Source organism: Kitasatospora sp. NBC_01539, from assembly GCF_045040525.1.
Taxonomy (GTDB): Bacteria; Actinomycetota; Actinomycetes; order Streptomycetales; family Streptomycetaceae; genus Kitasatospora.
The window spans coordinates 2,478,909-2,494,538 of record NZ_CP109390.1 but is presented as its reverse complement, the minus strand read 5'-3'; the positions used below and the strand labels follow the sequence as shown (position 1 = coordinate 2,494,538).

The 15,630-nt window shown below is 73.6% G+C and carries 13 protein-coding genes; 5 read left to right on the top strand and 8 right to left on the bottom strand.

Annotated elements, in window-relative coordinates; genetic code table 11:
* Nucleotides 1–210: 210 nt before the first annotated feature.
* Entirely contained in the window at nucleotides 211–1,233 is a 1,023-nt protein-coding gene (locus OG335_RS10715; RefSeq protein ID WP_405010837.1) for an EamA family transporter, read from the bottom strand.
* Between the two features lie 196 nt (nucleotides 1,234–1,429).
* Between OG335_RS10715 and OG335_RS10710 the strand changes: the two genes are divergently transcribed.
* Both OG335_RS10710 and OG335_RS10705 read left to right on the top strand, forming a co-directional pair.
* Complete coding sequence (locus OG335_RS10710) at nucleotides 1,430–2,887, top strand: lipase maturation factor family protein (RefSeq protein ID WP_405015354.1); 1,458 nt, start codon at nucleotides 1,430–1,432, stop codon at nucleotides 2,885–2,887.
* Nucleotides 2,888–3,038: 151 nt separating this feature from the next.
* Nucleotides 3,039–4,808 carry a hypothetical protein gene (locus tag OG335_RS10705; protein WP_405010836.1) on the top strand — a complete coding sequence of 590 codons (1,770 nt, stop codon included), beginning with the start codon at nucleotides 3,039–3,041 and terminating at the stop codon, nucleotides 4,806–4,808.
* 72 nt (nucleotides 4,809–4,880) lie between these two features.
* Here the strand turns inward: OG335_RS10705 and OG335_RS10700 are convergent, their stop codons facing one another.
* The gene (locus OG335_RS10700; protein ID WP_405010835.1) at nucleotides 4,881–5,849 is read right to left on the bottom strand and encodes an isopenicillin N synthase family dioxygenase; all 969 of its coding nucleotides are present in this window, start codon (nucleotides 5,847–5,849) and stop codon (nucleotides 4,881–4,883) included.
* A 10-nt stretch (nucleotides 5,850–5,859) separates the two neighbouring features.
* Nucleotides 5,860–6,285: a nucleoside deaminase gene (locus tag OG335_RS10695; protein ID WP_405015353.1), complete on the bottom strand. Its 426-nt coding sequence runs from the start codon at nucleotides 6,283–6,285 to the stop codon at nucleotides 5,860–5,862.
* Nucleotides 6,286–6,464: 179 nt separating this feature from the next.
* On the opposite strand from OG335_RS10695, the gene OG335_RS10690 reads away from it, so the two are divergent.
* Nucleotides 6,465–7,874 (top strand): PucR family transcriptional regulator, encoded by a 1,410-nt coding sequence (locus OG335_RS10690; RefSeq protein WP_405010834.1) that lies wholly within the window; start codon nucleotides 6,465–6,467, stop codon nucleotides 7,872–7,874.
* Here OG335_RS10690 and OG335_RS10685 read toward each other — a convergent pair.
* From OG335_RS10685 to OG335_RS10670, 4 genes are all read right to left on the bottom strand, one after another.
* On the bottom strand, nucleotides 7,757–9,160 hold the full coding sequence (locus tag OG335_RS10685) for a purine-cytosine permease family protein (protein ID WP_405010833.1): 1,404 nt from the start codon (nucleotides 9,158–9,160) through the stop codon (nucleotides 7,757–7,759). The genes OG335_RS10690 and OG335_RS10685 overlap by 118 nt on opposite strands.
* Before the next feature lie 159 nt (nucleotides 9,161–9,319).
* Nucleotides 9,320–9,928 (bottom strand): hypothetical protein, encoded by a 609-nt coding sequence (locus tag OG335_RS10680; protein WP_405010832.1) that lies wholly within the window; start codon nucleotides 9,926–9,928, stop codon nucleotides 9,320–9,322.
* A gap of 15 nt (nucleotides 9,929–9,943) precedes the next feature.
* Nucleotides 9,944–10,477: a hypothetical protein gene (locus tag OG335_RS10675; RefSeq protein ID WP_405010831.1), complete on the bottom strand. Its 534-nt coding sequence runs from the start codon at nucleotides 10,475–10,477 to the stop codon at nucleotides 9,944–9,946.
* A 419-nt stretch (nucleotides 10,478–10,896) separates the two neighbouring features.
* Nucleotides 10,897–11,880 carry an MBL fold metallo-hydrolase gene (locus tag OG335_RS10670; protein WP_405010830.1) on the bottom strand — a complete coding sequence of 328 codons (984 nt, stop codon included), beginning with the start codon at nucleotides 11,878–11,880 and terminating at the stop codon, nucleotides 10,897–10,899.
* Between the two features lie 133 nt (nucleotides 11,881–12,013).
* Here OG335_RS10670 and OG335_RS10665 point away from each other — a divergent pair, with 133 nt between their 5' ends.
* Entirely contained in the window at nucleotides 12,014–12,919 is a 906-nt protein-coding gene (locus OG335_RS10665) for an EI24 domain-containing protein (protein ID WP_405010829.1), read from the top strand.
* Between the two features lie 67 nt (nucleotides 12,920–12,986).
* Nucleotides 12,987–14,240: a cytochrome P450 gene (locus OG335_RS10660; protein WP_405010828.1), complete on the top strand. Its 1,254-nt coding sequence runs from the start codon at nucleotides 12,987–12,989 to the stop codon at nucleotides 14,238–14,240.
* Here the strand turns inward: OG335_RS10660 and OG335_RS10655 are convergent.
* The gene (locus OG335_RS10655; RefSeq protein ID WP_405010827.1) at nucleotides 14,230–15,291 is read right to left on the bottom strand and encodes an ROK family protein; all 1,062 of its coding nucleotides are present in this window, start codon (nucleotides 15,289–15,291) and stop codon (nucleotides 14,230–14,232) included. The two genes, OG335_RS10660 and OG335_RS10655, sit on opposite strands and share 11 nt — an antisense overlap.
* Nucleotides 15,292–15,630 lie beyond the last annotated feature (339 nt).

Sequence of the window (15,630 nt, the reverse complement as noted above, 5' to 3'; positions counted from 1 at the left end):
GGGTGGTGCCTCCCTGACAGCGCCGCGACGTGCGGCGATCAGGAAGTCAATCCGTAACACACAGCGCCCGTCAACAAGTAAAACATTTACGCAGACTTCTCGATCACATTGTTATCTTGTTGAATTCAAGATCGCGGTGTGACCGTGCACAACCAAGTTCGACCGACAACTTCTCAACTCGGCTTCCCTGACCGGCATGCCGCGCCGCGGTCACCGCTCGGTGCGCACCACCAGGCCCACCCCGGCGACCACGATCCCGCCGCCGAGTACGATGGGCCAGGTCAGCGCCTCGGAGAGCACCAGCCACCCGAGCAGCACCGCCACCACCGGGTTGACGTACGCGTACGTCGCCACCAGCGGCAGCGGTGCGCGCTGCAGCAGCCACGCGTACGCGCTGAACGCCACGATCGAGCCGAACACGACGAGGTACGCCAGCCCCGCCCAGGACGACGCCGAGACCGCCCCCGGATCGAAGCCCCGCGGTTCCTGCCGGACGCACGCCAGCACCAGCGCGCCCGCACCGCCCGCGAGCATCTCGTACGCGCTCGCCGCCAGCGGATTCGCCGGCATCGGCAGCCGGCCGGCCAGCACCGAGCCGCACGCCCACAGCAGCGCCCCCGTCACCAGCGCCACCAGGCCCGCCGGCCGGACGTCGCCGGTGATGCCCGGCGCGCTCAGCACCACCAGGCCCAGCAGCCCGACCAGCACGCCCCCGAGCGTCGCCCCCGACGTCCGCACCCCCGTCGCCCGGCGCACCACCACGACCCACAGCGGCACGCTCGCCACCATCAGCGCGGCCAGCCCGGACGGCACCGACCGCTCCGCCAGCACCACCATGCCGTTCCCGCCGACCAGCAGCAGCGCGCCGACCAGTGCCGCCGAGGCCAGCTCCCGCGGCGCCACCCGCAGCGCGGCCGGCCCCTGCCGCCACGCCAGCAGCCCGGCCAGCAGCACACCGGCCGCCACGAACCGCGCCGCCGCGGAGAGGAACGGCGGCATGGTCTCCACCACCACCCGGATCGCCAGGTAGGTCGACCCCCACACCACGTAGACCACGGCGAGGGCGCCCCACACGGCGCCCGTGATCCGCGGCCGGGCACCGGCGCCGCCCGGACCGGCGGCACCGGCCGGGGCGGGCGCGGCGTCTGCCGGCGCGGCGTCGACCGAGGTGGCGGGGGTGACGGCGGGGGTGGCGGCGGGCTCCCTGGCGGGCCGGTGCGAAGCCGATGTCATGTGTGTCTCCCTGGTTCGCTACTGAACGTTCGTATGACACCACATCCGGGCCGCCCGGCGGGAGCCGTCGCCGGGCCTGCGCCTTCCGGATGAAGTCACGGGCCGGGCGTCCCCCCTCGGCCGTCCGGGTGCCCCGGCGGTGGTAGTCATGGACCGTCCGAGCGCCGACGGCCCCGACCCCGGGAGAGCACACGCGGTGGAGTGGTTCGCAGCACCCGAGTACTGGCTCGCCCGTGAGGTCTTCCAGCGGCTGCTCGCCCTCCTCTACACCCTCGGCTTCGTCGCCGCAGCCCGGCAGTTCCGCGCCCTGATCGGCGAGCACGGCATGACACCCGTGCCCCGCTTCACCGCCACCGTGCCGTTCCGCCGCTCGCCGAGCCTCTTCCACCTCCACTACGACGACCGCACCTTCGCCGCCACCGCCTGGACGGGAGCGGCCCTCGCCGCCGCCCTGGCCGCCGGCGCCGGCGACGCCCTCCCGCTGTGGGCCGCCATGCTCGCCTGGGCGGTGCTCTGGGCGCTCTACCTCTCCGTCGTCAACGTCGGCCAGACCTGGTACGCCTTCGGCTGGGAGTCGCTCCTGCTGGAAGCCGGCACCCTCGCCGCGCTCCTCGGCAACGGCACCGTCGCCCCGCCCGTCACCGTGCTCTGGCTGCTGCGCTGGCTGCTCTTCCGCGTCGAGTTCGGCGCCGGGATGATCAAGTGGCGGGGCGACCCCTGCTGGCGCGACCTCACCTGCCTCTACCACCATCACGAGACCCAGCCGATGCCCGGACCCCTCAGCTGGTTCTTCCACCACCTGCCCCGCCCGCTCCACCGGGTCGAGGCGGCCGCCAACCACGTCGTCCAGCTGCTCGTCCCGTTCGCCCTCTTCCTCCCGCAGCCGGCCGCGAGCACCGCCGCCGCCCTGATGGCCCTCACCCAGCTCTGGCTCGTGCTCTCCGGCAACTTCGCCTGGCTGAACTGGCTCACCATCGCCCTCACCCTCACCGTCGTCGACGCCCGCACCGCCGACCGGCTGCTCCCGCTGCCCGCCACCCCCCGCCCCGCCGGCGCCCCGCTCTGGTACGAGGTGCTCGTGCTCGCCGCCACGGCCGGCATCCTCGCCCTCGGCGTCCGCCCCGCCCGCAACCTCCTCTCCCGCCGCCAGGTGATGAACCGCTCCTTCGACCGGCTCCACCTCGTCAACAGCTACGGCGCCTTCGGCTCCGTCACCCGCATCCGGCACGAGATCGTCCTCGAAGGCACCGACACCGAACGGCCCGGACCCGACACCCGCTGGCACGCCTACGAATTCCGGGGCAAACCGGGCGAACTCCGTCGAATGCCGCGGCAGATCGCGCCGTACCACCTCCGCCTCGACTGGCTCATGTGGTTCGCCGCCATCTCACCGTCCTACGCGCGGCCCTGGTTCACGCCGTTCGTCGCCCGGCTCCTCGTCAACGACCCCGACACCCTCCGGCTGCTCCGCCGCAACCCCTTCCCGGACACCCCGCCCGCCTGTGTCCGAGCCCGCCTCTACCGTTACCGGTACAGCAGTTGGCGCCGACTCAGGTCGACCGGCGAATGGTGGCGGCGCGAACCGCTCCGCGACTTCCTGCCGCCCGTCACGCTCAGCGACGTGCGCCACCTGGCGCCGCGACGCGGGCCGTGACACGGCACAGCTCCGCAACAACCCGCCCGGTGCGTGCGCACGTCGAACGGGCACCCGTATTCTGGCCCTCCGCGCCGCAACCCGCCGAGCCGCACCAGGCGCCTTCTCCGCAAACCCCCTCCCGTCACCCGCCACGGAACCGGACTTCCACATGACAGTGCGCTACCTGAACGACGCCGACGCCTCGGTGCCGGCCCCGGCTGCCACTCCGGACGGCGAAGCCGGCCCGGACACCCGCGAGGAGCTCGGCCGCTACGCAGACCAGGGCGGATTCAGCCTCACCGCCGACGCCAACCCGTGGCTCGCCGCCACCGACACCGTCACCGGCCCCGAGGACGCCCGCGGAGCCTCGACGGTGCTCGCCGAACTCCGCAGCCTGGAGATCCGCGCCGTCGGCGCAGCCGTCACCGGCATCGCCGCCAAGGCCGAACTCGACGTCCCCGACACCCTGCTCGGCCTCGGCACCCTGCTCGACGTCCTGCAGCGCGTCCACACCGCCGGATCGACCCTCGGCGCCGGAGCCTTCGGCGCCGACCTCGACTCCCTCACCGCCGCCACCGGCAGCCGCCGCTGGCGCGCCGAGCAGGGCGTCAAGCTCTCCTGGAGCAAGCGCCGCGCCCTGCGCGCCGAGGCCCGCGGCCTCGTCACCGGCAAGAAGCCCAACCGCGTCGAGCTGCACGCCGCCCTCGTCGCCGCAGCCGCCGCCCGTACCGACTGGGCCGCCCTCGCCACCGGCAACGGCAGCCCCGCGGTACCCGCCGACGGCGCCCTGCTCGCCGAGACCGCCCAGGCCATCGACGCGCTCGGCACCGCCGTCCGCGCCCTCGGTCGCCTCCTCCCCGGCCAGGACCCCGAGCAGCTCCAGCTCGCCGACCTCGCCGACCTCGTCGACCGGCTCGCCGCCGACGAGGGCACCCTCTACCGCCTCCCGGCCCTCGCCTCCCTGCGCACCGCCCTCGCCGCCCAGGGCCTGGACGGGCTCCTGGACGAGCTGACGGAGCGTCAGGCAGACCGCGAAGCGGCACTCGCCGCGTACGACCGCCGCACCGCCGCCGCCGAGGACACCACCGAGGCCGAGGAGGCCGCCCGCCAGGCGCTCGCCGCAGGCCCGCGCGAGAGCGGCGAGCAGACCACGGAGGCCGAGGCGGAGGTCGAGACGGAGGCTGCCACTGAGGTCGAGCCGGTCGTCGAGGCTGAGCCGGTCGTCGAGACCGTGGCTGAGGTCGAGCCCGTCGTTGAGGCCGAGCCTGTGGCTGAGGTCGAGCCGGTTGCCGAGCCCATCGCTGAGGTCGAGCCGGTCGTCGAGGCCGAGCCTGTGGCTGAGGTCGAGCCGGTTGTCGAGGAGACCGTGGCTGAGGCCGAGCCCGTCGTCGAGGAGGCCGTTGAGGTCGAGCCGGTTGCCGAGCCGGTCGTCGAGGCCGAGCCTGTGGCTGAGGTCGAGCCGGTCGTCGAGGTCGAGCCGGTTGCCGAGCCCGTCGCCGAGGCCGAGCCGGTTGCCGAGCCCGTGGCTGAGGTCGAGCCCGTCGCCGAGGCCGAGGCCGTCGAGGCTGAGCCCGTGGCCGTCGAGGCCGAGCCCGTGGCCGTCGTCGAGCCGGTCGTCGAGCCCGAGCCGGTCGTCGAGCCCGAGCCCGTGGCCGAGGTCGTCGCCGAGCCCGTCGTCGAGGAGGCGCCCGCCGCCGCTCCCGCCGCCGCTCCGGCTGCCGCCCGTCGGCCGGCGAAGCCGAAGGTCGTCGCGGGCAAGGCGGTCACCGCGTACACCCCTGCCGAGCTGGCCGCGCTGGTGGGCTGGCTGGACGGTGACGGCACCACCCGCAGTGACGACGAGCTGCTGCGTGCCGCGATGAAGGAGCTGGGCTTCGCCCGGCTCGGTCCCCGTATCAAGGAGGCGCTGGGCGCCGCCGTGACGGAGGTCCGCGGCTGACGCCGTTCCGTAGGAGTGCCCGTGCCCGCCGGCGGATCACCGCCGGCGGGCACGGGTGTGTCGGGGGCGGGTTCAGCCGACGGTGATGGCGTCGAGTTTGGCCCGCAGGTAGTCGGTGGAGTCGACGGGGTCGTGGGCGACGCGTCCGAGCGGGGCGGGGAGCGGGGCGACCGTCGTGTGCGGGTCGCACTCGTAGAAGTACACGAGCGACACGAGCTCCTCGTCGGGGGCGTCGGGGGAGGGCGGCAGCACCCGGTGCCGGCCGGAGCGCCACCGGTCGCCGGTCCAGCGGGCCATCAGGTCGCCGATGTTGACGGTGAGCGCGGCGGGGTCGTACGGGGCGTCGGCCCAGCCCTGTTCCTCCGTCCAGACCTGGAGGCCGCCGCGGCCCTGCTGGCGGTCGAGCAGGGTGACGGTGCCGAAGTCGGTGTGGGGTCCGATCCGGTACTGGCCGGGCAGGGGGTCGCCGACGGTCTCGGACGCCGGGTACCAGTTGATGTTGCAGGTGAAGGTCGGGGCGCCGGTGTGGCGGGTGAAGAAGTCCTCGGGGCGGCCGAGGGCGGCGGCGAGCAGGCGCAGGGTCTCGTCGGCGATGGTCCGCATGCGTGCCATGTACGCCTCGACGAGTCGTTGCAGGCCGGGGGCGTCGGTGTCGGGCCAGACGTTGCGCCGGAACCAGAACGCGTCGAGTTCGGCGTCGCCGGTGGCGTTCTCGGCGCCGGCGGTCCACGACTCCTTGAGGTCGGGGGGTGTCTCGGTGCCTTCGGAGTAGCCGTTGGCCTCGGCGCCGGGGCCGAGCCAGCCGCGGCCGCCGACGGGGACGGCGTAGCGCCGCTTGACCGCGTCGGGCAGGGCGAAGAAGGCGCGGGCGGTGGCCCTGACCTCGGCGCGTTCGTCCTCCGTCACACCGTGGCCGGTGATCAGCAGGAAGCCGGCCCGGCCGAGGGCCTCGTCGACGCTGCGGGCGATGCGGGCGCGTTCGGCGTCCGTCCCGGTGGTCCACGCGCCGAGGTCGACGGTGGGAATGCGTACCTCTGCCATGCGTCTGCTCCTATTCGCCGATGTCCTCGAACCACAGCTCCGGTCGGGCTGCGATGAAGTCCGTCATCAACCGCACGCAGACGGGGTCGTCGACGACCGTGATGCCGACGCCGTGCTCGGCCAGCCAGTCGTGGCCGCCGCTGAAGGTGCGGGCCTCGCCGATCACCACCCGGCCGATCCCGAACTGCCGTACCAGGCCCGAGCAGTACCAGCACGGTGACAGGGTCGTCACCATGGTGGTGCGCCCGTAGCCGCGCAGCCGTCCGGCGGCCCGGAAGGCCGCCGTCTCCGCGTGCATCGACGGATCGCCGTCCTGTACGCGGCGGTTGTGGCCGCGTCCGAGGAGTTCGCCGTGTTCGTCGAAGAGTGCGGCGCCGATCGGCACCCCGCCCTCCGCGAGCCCGGCCCGGGCCTCCTCGACCGCGACCGCGAGCATGTGTCCGAGATCCACCGTCTCCACCTCCGTCTGCGAAACACCACGGCAACGAATGCTGCGTACCCTCCCTGGCGCCGCATCCCTCGGACCGACGCGCCAGGTTTTCCTCTCCCCCGTCCTGCTTCCAGCGCCACCGCACCGCCCACCCTCAGCCGCACCAGACCTGCCGGGAGATCGACATGCCCGTTCTCACCGTCCGCGAGATCCTCGCCCTCGACGTCCTCGGCCCGGCCTCCCCGCTCCTGCTGGCGGGCCGCACCTCCCTCGACCGGCCCGTCCGCTGGGTGCACTCCAGCGAGGTCTACGAGGGCTGCAACTTCCTCTACGGGGGCGAACTGCTCCTGACCAACGGCTACGGCCTGGCGCGGGCGTCCGCCGACCGGCAGCGCGCGTACGTCCGCGAGCTCGCCTCGCGGGCCGCGGCGGCGCTCTTCGTCGAGATCGGCCGCGCCCTGCCGGAGATGCCGGAGGCGGTGACCGCCGAGGCCGAGCGGCTGGGCCTGCCGCTGGTGGCGCTGCGCCGGGTCGTGCCGTTCGTCCGGATCGCCGAGGTGGTCAACACCGCGATCGTGTCGCTGTCGCTGGCCGCGCGAGCCACCCGCCGCTTCCGGGACTCCCCGCACACCGTGCCGGGCGGTGCCGACCAGGCGCGCGCCCTGCTCGCCGACCTGCTGGACGGTGTGCCGATCGGCCACGCGGAGGCGGGGGCCCGGGCCGAACTCGCCGGCTTCCGCGTGCCGGAGGGCCACCGGCTGCTGGGGCTCGCCGCCCGCGGCCTGCCCACCACGGCTCCGGGGCGGGTGGCGGCCCCCGAGCCGGGCCGGGTCGGCGGCGCGGCCATGGCGGCCGAACTCGACGGCGGGCTGCTCGCGCTGCTGGCCGTCCCGGCCTCGCCCGACCCCGTGCGGGCCGTGCGGGCCGCGCTGGAGGCGGTCGCGCCGCCCGGCGCCGTGGTGGGCCTTGGGTCCGCCGTACCGGCCGGTGCCGGCTGGCAGCGGTGCGGCGAGAGCCTGCGGGAGGCGGCCGCCACCCTCGAACTCGCCGTCACCGTGCCGCCCGCCGAGCCGCGCCGCCCCGGTCCGGACGAGCCGTACGTCGCCACCGCCCGGGCCTTCGCCCTGGAGCGCGAACTCTCCCGGTCGGGCGGGCGCGAGCGCTGGACGCGGCTCGCCGAGGACGCCCTCGGGCCACTGCTGGCCTGGGAGTCCCGGCACCCGAGCGACCTCGTCCGGACGCTGGAGGTGCACCTGCGCAACGGCTGCTCGCCGACCCGCACCGCCGGACTGCTGCACATCGGCCGGCAGTCGCTGTACCAGCGGCTGGAGCGGATCGAGCGGCTGCTCGGGCTCGCGGTCGCCGACCCCGAGCTGCAGGCCGAACTACTGCTCGCCGCCTGCGCGCACCGGCTGCTGCAGGCCGGAGCCGCGGACCGTCCGACGGCGCGGCGCACCGTGCCGCCCGCGCCGCCCGCTCAGCGGGTCGGCGCGAGTCCCGGCACCCGGCGCAGTGCCGCGTACAGCGCGGCCGTGAGCACGAACCCGGCGACGCAGGTGAGGTCGCCGATCGCGGGTTCCGCGCGGACGAGGTAGCCGCTGAAGTCCTCCTGGTTGGAGAAGAGCAGCACCGACACGACGGTGCCCACCAGCATGGCGACCGGGCCCGCCCACACCTCGTAGCCGCTGTCCGCCATCCGGGCCGAGGTGTCGGCGTCGCTCGTACCGGCGCGGTGCCGCAGCCACTGGTCGGTCAGCACCACGGCCAGCCAGGGGGCCACCCAGTAGGCGATGACCAGCAGGAACGCCTCGTAGGAGTGGCCGGCGTCGTCGAGTCCCGTCCAGGCGACGAGGAAGCCGAGCACGCCGATCACCGCGGCGACGGGGCCGCGCGGCAGCCTGCGCAGACCGAGGGAGACGAAGGACATGCCGGCGGAGTAGATGTTGATGGCGTTGGCGGAGACGGCGCCGAGCATGATCGCGAGGAGGGTCAGGTCGCCCAGCCAGCCCGGCAGGTGGCCGGTGAAGGCCGCCGTCGGGTTCTTCTCGCCGGTGGCCACGGTCGCGGAGGCGGCCCCGACGACGGCGAGCAGCGATACGCCGGCGAAGACGCCGAGCGCCGGGTACAGCGCGACCTTCCAGCGGGTGGCGTCGGACGGCAGGTAGCGGGTGTAGTCGGAGGCGAACGGGTTCCAGCCCGCCGCGTAGCCGAAGGCGGTGCTGAACGCGAGCAGGAAACCGCCGGCGCTGCCCGCGGTGGACGCCGAGCCGCCGAGGTGGGCCTTGCCGAGCATCACCGCCGACGCCGCCAGGAACACCACGGTGAGCACCGGCAGGGCGTACTGCTCGAAGCGGTGCACGAAGTTGTGCCCGAGGTAGGCCACCGCCACCTGCGCCAGGACGACCAGCACCAGGCACAGCAGGGTCGGCCAGCCGGTCAGGCTCGCGAGGGCGAACGCGCCCGACACGCTGTTGACGGCGAACCAGCCCAGGCCCGCCCCGGCCGCGTTGAGCGCCGCCGGCAGTGCGTTGCCCCAGCGTCCGAACGCGACCCGTCCGGCGACCATCTGCGGCACGCCGAACCGAGGGCCGTACGCACTCAGCACGCCGTGCGTGAGCGAGCCGAGCGCGGTGCCGAGCAGCAGGGCGGCGGTGGCCGTCCAGAAGCCCAGGCCGAAGAACAGCACCGAGATCACCCCGATGTAGATCGTGGCGAACTCCATGTTGGGCGAGAGCCACGTCCAGAGCAGCCCCAACGGGCTGCCGTGCCGGGCCGGTTCGGGAACGGGCTCGGCGCCGGTGGGTTCGACCGCGAGCACGTGGGCGCCGTAGGCGGTGACCTCCGCGGCGGCGCCGGGGGCAGTGGTGGGGGCTGTCGTCATATCCACAATCTCGACCCGCCGCCACGGCCCCGGCAACGGACGTACCGCCCGCACCGCCGCACCCCGTTGCGTACAGTCCGTACGCCCGGGAGCCCTGCGGTGCGGGCGGATTGCCGCACCGTTACCCGCGGGTTTCGCGGTCGGCGGCGACGAGCCGTCCTACCGCGCGGCGGCCGCGAGACCCTCCAACTCCTTGACGCTCGGCGTCAGGGTGTTGCCGCCGAGCGGCTCGGGCGATCCGGCGGGCTGCAGGGCGTACTGGCCCTGCAGCGGCGTGATCATCGAGGCCGGTGCGTCCGGGAAGGTCGTCAGGTACAGCAGGTACGACTGCCCGGGTGTCAGCTGCTTGTCGTCCGAGGTGTACCGGGTGGTGCCGAGGAGACCGCCCAACTGCTTGATCTCGACGCGGTCGCCCGCCTTCACGGCGCCCTTGTAGACCTTGCCGACCGTGACGCCGACGACCGTCACCACGAGCGGCTTGTCCGTGGCGGTGCCGTTCGTCCCGGTGCCCGCGGCCGGGTTGAGCCTGGGGTCGTCGCCCTTCGGGATGTTCGGTGTCAGGTTGCGCACCTCGCTGCCGGGAAGGGCGACCGCCTCGATCACGAGGTCGGCCTTCCCGAACAGCTCACTGCTCGACGTGAAGGAGGGGTACGCGGCGTGGTAGGCCACCTCGGTGATCGCGGACGACTGCTTGTCGCCCGACGAGCACGCCGTGCCACCGAGGGCGAGAGCACCTGCGCAGAGCAGTGGGAGAATGAGCCTTTTCAACGCTTTCCCCGATTCCTAGTAGATGGCGTTGACGTCGTCGATGTCGTAGGTGGTCGGCTTGACCAGCGTGTTCCACGACTCGTATTTCATGATCGATGCCGCCGATGTCGACGGATTGTCGACGAGGCTGAGTCCGTGGCCCAGTTCGTGGCCGAATACGCGGGTCACCATGTTGTTCCAGTTGGTCGCGTCGCGGACGATCGTCGTCGTGTTGAGCTTGATGCTGAACGTGCGGCTGCTGTTGCGGGACCCGGTGCTGGTGTAGAGCCCGTACCAGGTGTCCGCGTACGAGGTGACGCTGAGCGTGTTCGGCGAGTTGGAGAGCGTGCCGATGGCCGCGGGTGTGGGCGTGCCGTTCCAGTTGCTGATGGCCGCCGTCAGCGGGGTCTGCCAGGTGCTGTTGTAGGAGAAGGTCCGGATGCTGAAGCTCGCGGAGGGCATGCCTCCGGACCAGTAGGTCGCGTGGGCGGCCTGGGGTGCTGTCTGGACGCCGACTCCGGCGACGGTCACGAGTGCTGCGAGCAGGCCGAGGCGGCCATTTTTCCGCACGGAATTCCACCTTCCGGATCATGGATTCTTTCCAAGCCGGAACGGCCTGCCGGCCACCGGTGCGGCAGGCATCGGCGGACTGCGGGCGACGTGGCCCGACGGCAGGTCATTTCCCCCCTGGTGCCTGCAGCCTAAGTGTCCATCGTTGACGAATCAATGCCGTTATCACTATAGGAGGGAATGTCGTTCTGGAATTGTTTTGTCTCCGTCCTCTGTGTGTGGCGTGTTTGTCTCCGTCCTCTGTATCCGGTGCCTTTTGTCGCGATGGCCGGAGGGGATTCGCCCTCCTTCGTCCGGGTCGGCGCCGCGGTTTCCGCCGCCGCGCCGGGGCTTCGACGGAGCAGGGCCCGTGGCGGTTCCACGCCCGGCGGCCGGGGCCGGGGGTGTTGCCGCCGAGCGGCTCCGGCCGCCCGGCGGGCTCAGCCGCCGAACTGCAGCGTCTGCAGGTGCTCGGGCACGATCACCCGGCCGCCCGGGACGAGCCGGCGGGCCTCGGCGACGACGCCGTCGAGGTCCATGGAGTCGTCGGCCAGGGCGGGTTCGCCGATCGGGGTCTCGAAGTTGTCCCAGTGCACGGGCACGACCGTGCGGGGCCGTCCGAGGGCGTTCAGCAGCCGCGAGGCGTACGCGTGGGTGGTGCCGGTGCGGCTGGGCACGGCCACCATGGCGATGTCGGGCCGCAGGCCGGTGACGTGGCGTTCGACGAAGTCGCTGGCGCCCGTGAGGAAGGCGGAGGGGCCGTCGCCGAAACGGATCTGGAAGGCGAGCGTGTCGCCCTCGGGCAGGTCGCCGATGGTCAGCGGGGCCCGGGCGGGAGGGGCGGTGAGGGTGCCGGGCGCGAAGTAGGTGTGCTTGGCGTTGCGGCTGTGCAGGCTGCCGACGGTCTCCACGGTGAAGCCGTCGAAGTCGAGCACCTCACCGCCCTTGACGGGGACGAGCTTCGCCCGGTCGACGCCCATCGCCGCCAGCAGGTGGCAGGTCGTCTGGGTGCCCATGACGGTCGCGCCGGTGGTCCGGGCGATGTGCGGCACGTCGTTGACGTGGTCCCAGTGGGCGTGGGTGACGAGGATCAGGTCCGCTCGGCCGGCGTGCTGCTCGACGAGGGCGGTGTCGACGGTGAGTTCGGTCGCCGGGTCGAAGGCGGGCTTGCGGCTGGTCGTGGGGAACAGTCCGGTGTCGTACCGGGTGAGGTACGGGTCGAGGAGCACCGTCCGTCCGGAACCCTCGATCCGCCAGCCGGAGTTGCCGAGCCAGGTGAACGCGGTCGCGGTGCCGGTCCGGGCCGGGTCCGCCGCGGGTGCGGTGGCCGCGGCGTGGGCGGGCAGGGCGGCGGCGGGGAGGGCGGCGGCCCCCGCGGCGGCCGTCCTCAGCAGGGTGCGTCGTGCCAACGGGTTGGTGGTCACGGGTTTCTGACGTCCTCTCGGTCGATGGAGCGCAGGCGAACTCCTGCGCCCGGTGGGAAGGACCGCATACCGACCGTTCCGGTTCCGCCGAGGCCCCCGGCGGTCCGGCCGGACCGGCCCGTAGGCTTTTCCCATGCGAGACGTTGCGGCGGGGATCGGCTATCTCTTCAAGGGCCAGCGGTGGGTGGCCCGGCATGCCCGGTGGTGGGGGTTCGGGATGATCCCGGCGCTGATCGCCCTGGTGGGGTACGTGGCGGCGATGGTCGCGCTCGTGGTCTGGTCCGGCGACCTCGCGGACTGGGCGACGCCGTTCGCCGACGACTGGACCTCGCCGTGGCAGGGCCTGCTGCGCGGGGCGCTGGCGGCCGCCGCGGTGGTGGTCGGCGGCCTGCTGTCGGTGGTGACCTTCACCGCGGTGACGCTCCTGGTCGGGCAGCCGTTCTACGAGTCGCTCTGCGAGAAGGTCGACGAGACCGAGGGCGGCGCCCCGGCCAAGCCGGACGTGCCGCTCTGGCGGGAGCTGCTGGTGTCGGCCCGCGACAGCCTGTCGGTGCTGCTGCGGGTGGTGGCGATCGGCGTGCTGCTGTTCGCGGGCGGCTTCCTGCCGGTGGTGGGGCAGACGGTGGTGCCGGTGCTCGGCGTGCTGGCCTCCGGCTACTTCCTGACGGTGGAGCTGGCGGCGGTGGCCCTGCAGCGCCGCGGCATCCCGCAGCGCGATCGGCTGCGGCTGCTGAGGTCGCGGCTGGGGCTGACGGTGGGCTTCGGCGCGCCGCTGGTGCTGCTCTTCCTGGTGCCGTTCCTGACCGTGCTGGCGATGCCGGGCGCGGTGGCCGGTGCCACCCTGCTCGCCCGCGACCTCGTTCCGGTGGACGGCGCCGAGGCGGACGGCGCCGACGGGCAGGACGCCGACGGGCAGGGCGCGGCCGGCGAGGACCCGGGCGCCGGGCCGGACGGCGCTCACGGTGGGTACGGCGGGCGCGACGGGCGCGGACCGGAGCGCGACGGCCGCGCCGGGCGGAGCATCGACTTCAGCAAGTGACACGGTCGAAGCCACGCAGTGTGACAGCGATTTGACTTTCCGCTACCGTCTGGCGGATAAAAGCCGCATGAGCGCACCGGCACGCACCCGAGTGACCGCGACCCCGCCGGCCCCGGCCGGGATCGATCTTGCGGATCCAGGCTTCTGGCGGCTCCCCGACCGGGAGCGGGCGGCGGCGTTCGCCGAGCTCCGCCGACTGGAGGGCCCGGTGCGCTTCACCGACCGGGCGTCGGGGCGGTCCTTCCTGGCGCTCGTCCGGCATGCCGACGTGGTGGCCGCGAGCCGTACCCCCGAGGTGTTCGTCAGCGGTCCGGGCGTCACCACGCCCGAACCGGCGAGCTGGGTGCGGGCGCTGTTCGGCGACTCGATGGTCAACCTCGACGACCCGCAGCACGCGGACCTGCGGCGGATCGTCTCGCGGGCCTTCACCCCGCGGCTGATCTCCCGGGTGGAGGACGACATCCGGCGGGTCGCCGCGCGGGTCGTCGACGACGTGATCGAGCGGCGGCCGGACGACTTCGTGTCGGCGGTCGCCGCGGAGCTGCCGTACCAGGTGATCTGCAACATGATGGGCATCCCGGAGCGGCAGCGCCGGCAGATCCTCGCGCTGGTCAACCACGCGTCCGAGCACACCGGCGTGGCGCGCAGCCGACTGCGGGTGCCGGGCCGGGGGCTGCGGGCGCTGGGCCGGATGCAGCTCGTCATCGCGGCGCTCGGCCGGGAGCGCCGCCGGCGTCCTGCCGACGACCTGATCTCGGCGCTGGTCACCGCGGACGTCGACGGCAGGCACCTCAACTCCCGCGAGCTGGGCGCCTTCTTCTCGCTGCTGCTGGTCGCCGGGGTGGAGACGACCCGTAACGCGCTCGCGCACGGCCTGCACCTGCTGACCGCGCACCCGGAGCAGCGCGCCCTGCTGCTGGACGACTTCGAGCCGCGGGTCGGCGGCGCGGTGGAGGAGATCGTCCGCTGGTCCACGCCGATCGTGCAGTTCCGCCGTACGGTCGCCGCCGACCACGACCTGCACGGCACCCGTCTGGTGCAGGGGGAGAAGGTGGTGCTGTTCTTCGGCGCGGCCAACCGCGACGAGGCGGTGTTCGCCGACCCGGAGGCCTTCGACATCACCCGCTCGCCCAACCCGCACCTGGGGTTCGGCGGCGGCGGCCCGCACTTCTGCCTCGGCGCCTACCTCGCCCGGCAGGAGATGAAGGTGCTCTACCGCGAGCTCTTCGCCCGGCTGCCGGAGGTGCGGTCGGTGGGCGAGCCGGTGCTGATCCCGTCCAGCTTCGACCACCGGGTGCGGTCGCTGCGCTTCACCGGCTGAGCGCGCCCGCCGCGGACGGCCCGGCCGTCCGCGCGCCGGTCCCCGCGTCCGGCCGTGCCTCCGCACGCGCGTCCGGTCTGGCGGCGGCGATGGCGAGGGCGGCGGCGCCGACCAGTCCGGCGTCGGTGCCGAGCAGCGCGGGGGTGACGGTGAGGCCCGCGGTGAAGGGCAGCGCGGCGTAGGTGGCGAGGTGGCGCCGCAGGGGTGCGAAGAAGAGCTCGCCGGCGCCCGCGACGCCGCCGCCGACGACGACCGTGTCGAGTTCGACCAGGGTGGCGGTGGCGGCGATGCCGGCGGCGAGGGCCTGGGCGGCCCGGTCGAAGGCGCCGATCGCGACGGGGTCCCCGGCGGCGGCCGAGGCGGCGACGGCCGCGGCGGAGGCGTCGGGGCCGGTGGGCCGCCAGCCGTGGTCGTGGGCGTGACGGGCGATGGCGGTGCCGCTGGCGAGCAGTTCGAGGCAGCCGCGCGAGCCGCAGGGGCAGGGGTCGCCGTCGAGGTCGACGGTGATGTGGCCGAGGTGGCCGGCGTTGCCGGTGGGGCCGGCGTGCACGGCGCCGTCCAGGACGAGTCCGCCGCCGACGCCGGTGGAGACGACGATGCAGAGGGCGTTGCGGTGCCCGCGGGCGGCGCCCCGCCAGTGTTCGCCGGCGGTCATGGCGACGGCGTCGCCGCCGAGGACGGCGGGCAGGCCGCGGGCGGCGGGGTGGGCGGCGACGTGGTCGAGGACGGGGAATCCGCGCCAGGCGGGGATGTTGACCGGGCTGACCCGGCCGGCCCGGACGTCGACGGGGCCCGCGCTGCCGACGCCCAGGGCGACCGCCTCGGGCCAGGACGGGTGCTCGGCGAGTTCGGTGAGCACCTCGTCGAGGGCCCGCGCCACCACGTCGGCGGCCTCGCGGGCGGGTGTGGGGCGCTGCACCTGCGCGAGGAGCGCGCCCTCGGCGTCGACGAGGCCGCCGGCGATCTTCGTGCCGCCGATGTCCAGGGCCGCGTAGAGCGGACGTGCCGCGGCGGGCCCGGGCCGGTGGAGTTCGGTCCGCTGCTTGCTCATGGTGGGTCTCCGGCCGGTGCGTCGGGGCGTGGTGCGGCGGTCCGGTGGGTCACCGGACCGCCCGGGACGAGTCTGGACTGACAAGACAACGTTGTCCAGCTCCACGGCGTGCGCCGACTAAACCCCGTGGCCGCGAGCATTAGTTTTAGTAAATTTTAGTTCGTAAGGCCGGTTTCGTTATCAAACCGCCTGGAAGAAAGCCTTGAACGTTCTATGGACATGGCGCTGATGTGACGTCTACGTTAAGCGTCCATCAGCCCCGGGCCTCCTCTGCGGCCCGCTGCGGGCCCTCACTGTGATCGACCCCCACGAGTCACACCAGCGCAAAGGAGCGAGCGG

Coding starts and splice junctions, on each gene's coding strand:
- OG335_RS10660 (WP_405010828.1), top strand. CDS start 12,987: ATGAGCGCACCGGCACGCACCCGAGTGACCGCGACCCCGCCGGCCCCG.
- OG335_RS10685 (WP_405010833.1), bottom strand. CDS start 9,160: ATGACGACAGCCCCCACCACTGCCCCCGGCGCCGCCGCGGAGGTCACC.
- OG335_RS10715 (WP_405010837.1), bottom strand. CDS start 1,233: ATGACATCGGCTTCGCACCGGCCCGCCAGGGAGCCCGCCGCCACCCCC.
- OG335_RS10700 (WP_405010835.1), bottom strand. CDS start 5,849: ATGGCAGAGGTACGCATTCCCACCGTCGACCTCGGCGCGTGGACCACC.
- OG335_RS10705 (WP_405010836.1), top strand. CDS start 3,039: ATGACAGTGCGCTACCTGAACGACGCCGACGCCTCGGTGCCGGCCCCG.
- OG335_RS10695 (WP_405015353.1), bottom strand. CDS start 6,285: ATGCTCGCGGTCGCGGTCGAGGAGGCCCGGGCCGGGCTCGCGGAGGGC.
- OG335_RS10665 (WP_405010829.1), top strand. CDS start 12,014: ATGCGAGACGTTGCGGCGGGGATCGGCTATCTCTTCAAGGGCCAGCGG.
- OG335_RS10690 (WP_405010834.1), top strand. CDS start 6,465: ATGCCCGTTCTCACCGTCCGCGAGATCCTCGCCCTCGACGTCCTCGGC.
- OG335_RS10655 (WP_405010827.1), bottom strand. CDS start 15,291: ATGAGCAAGCAGCGGACCGAACTCCACCGGCCCGGGCCCGCCGCGGCA.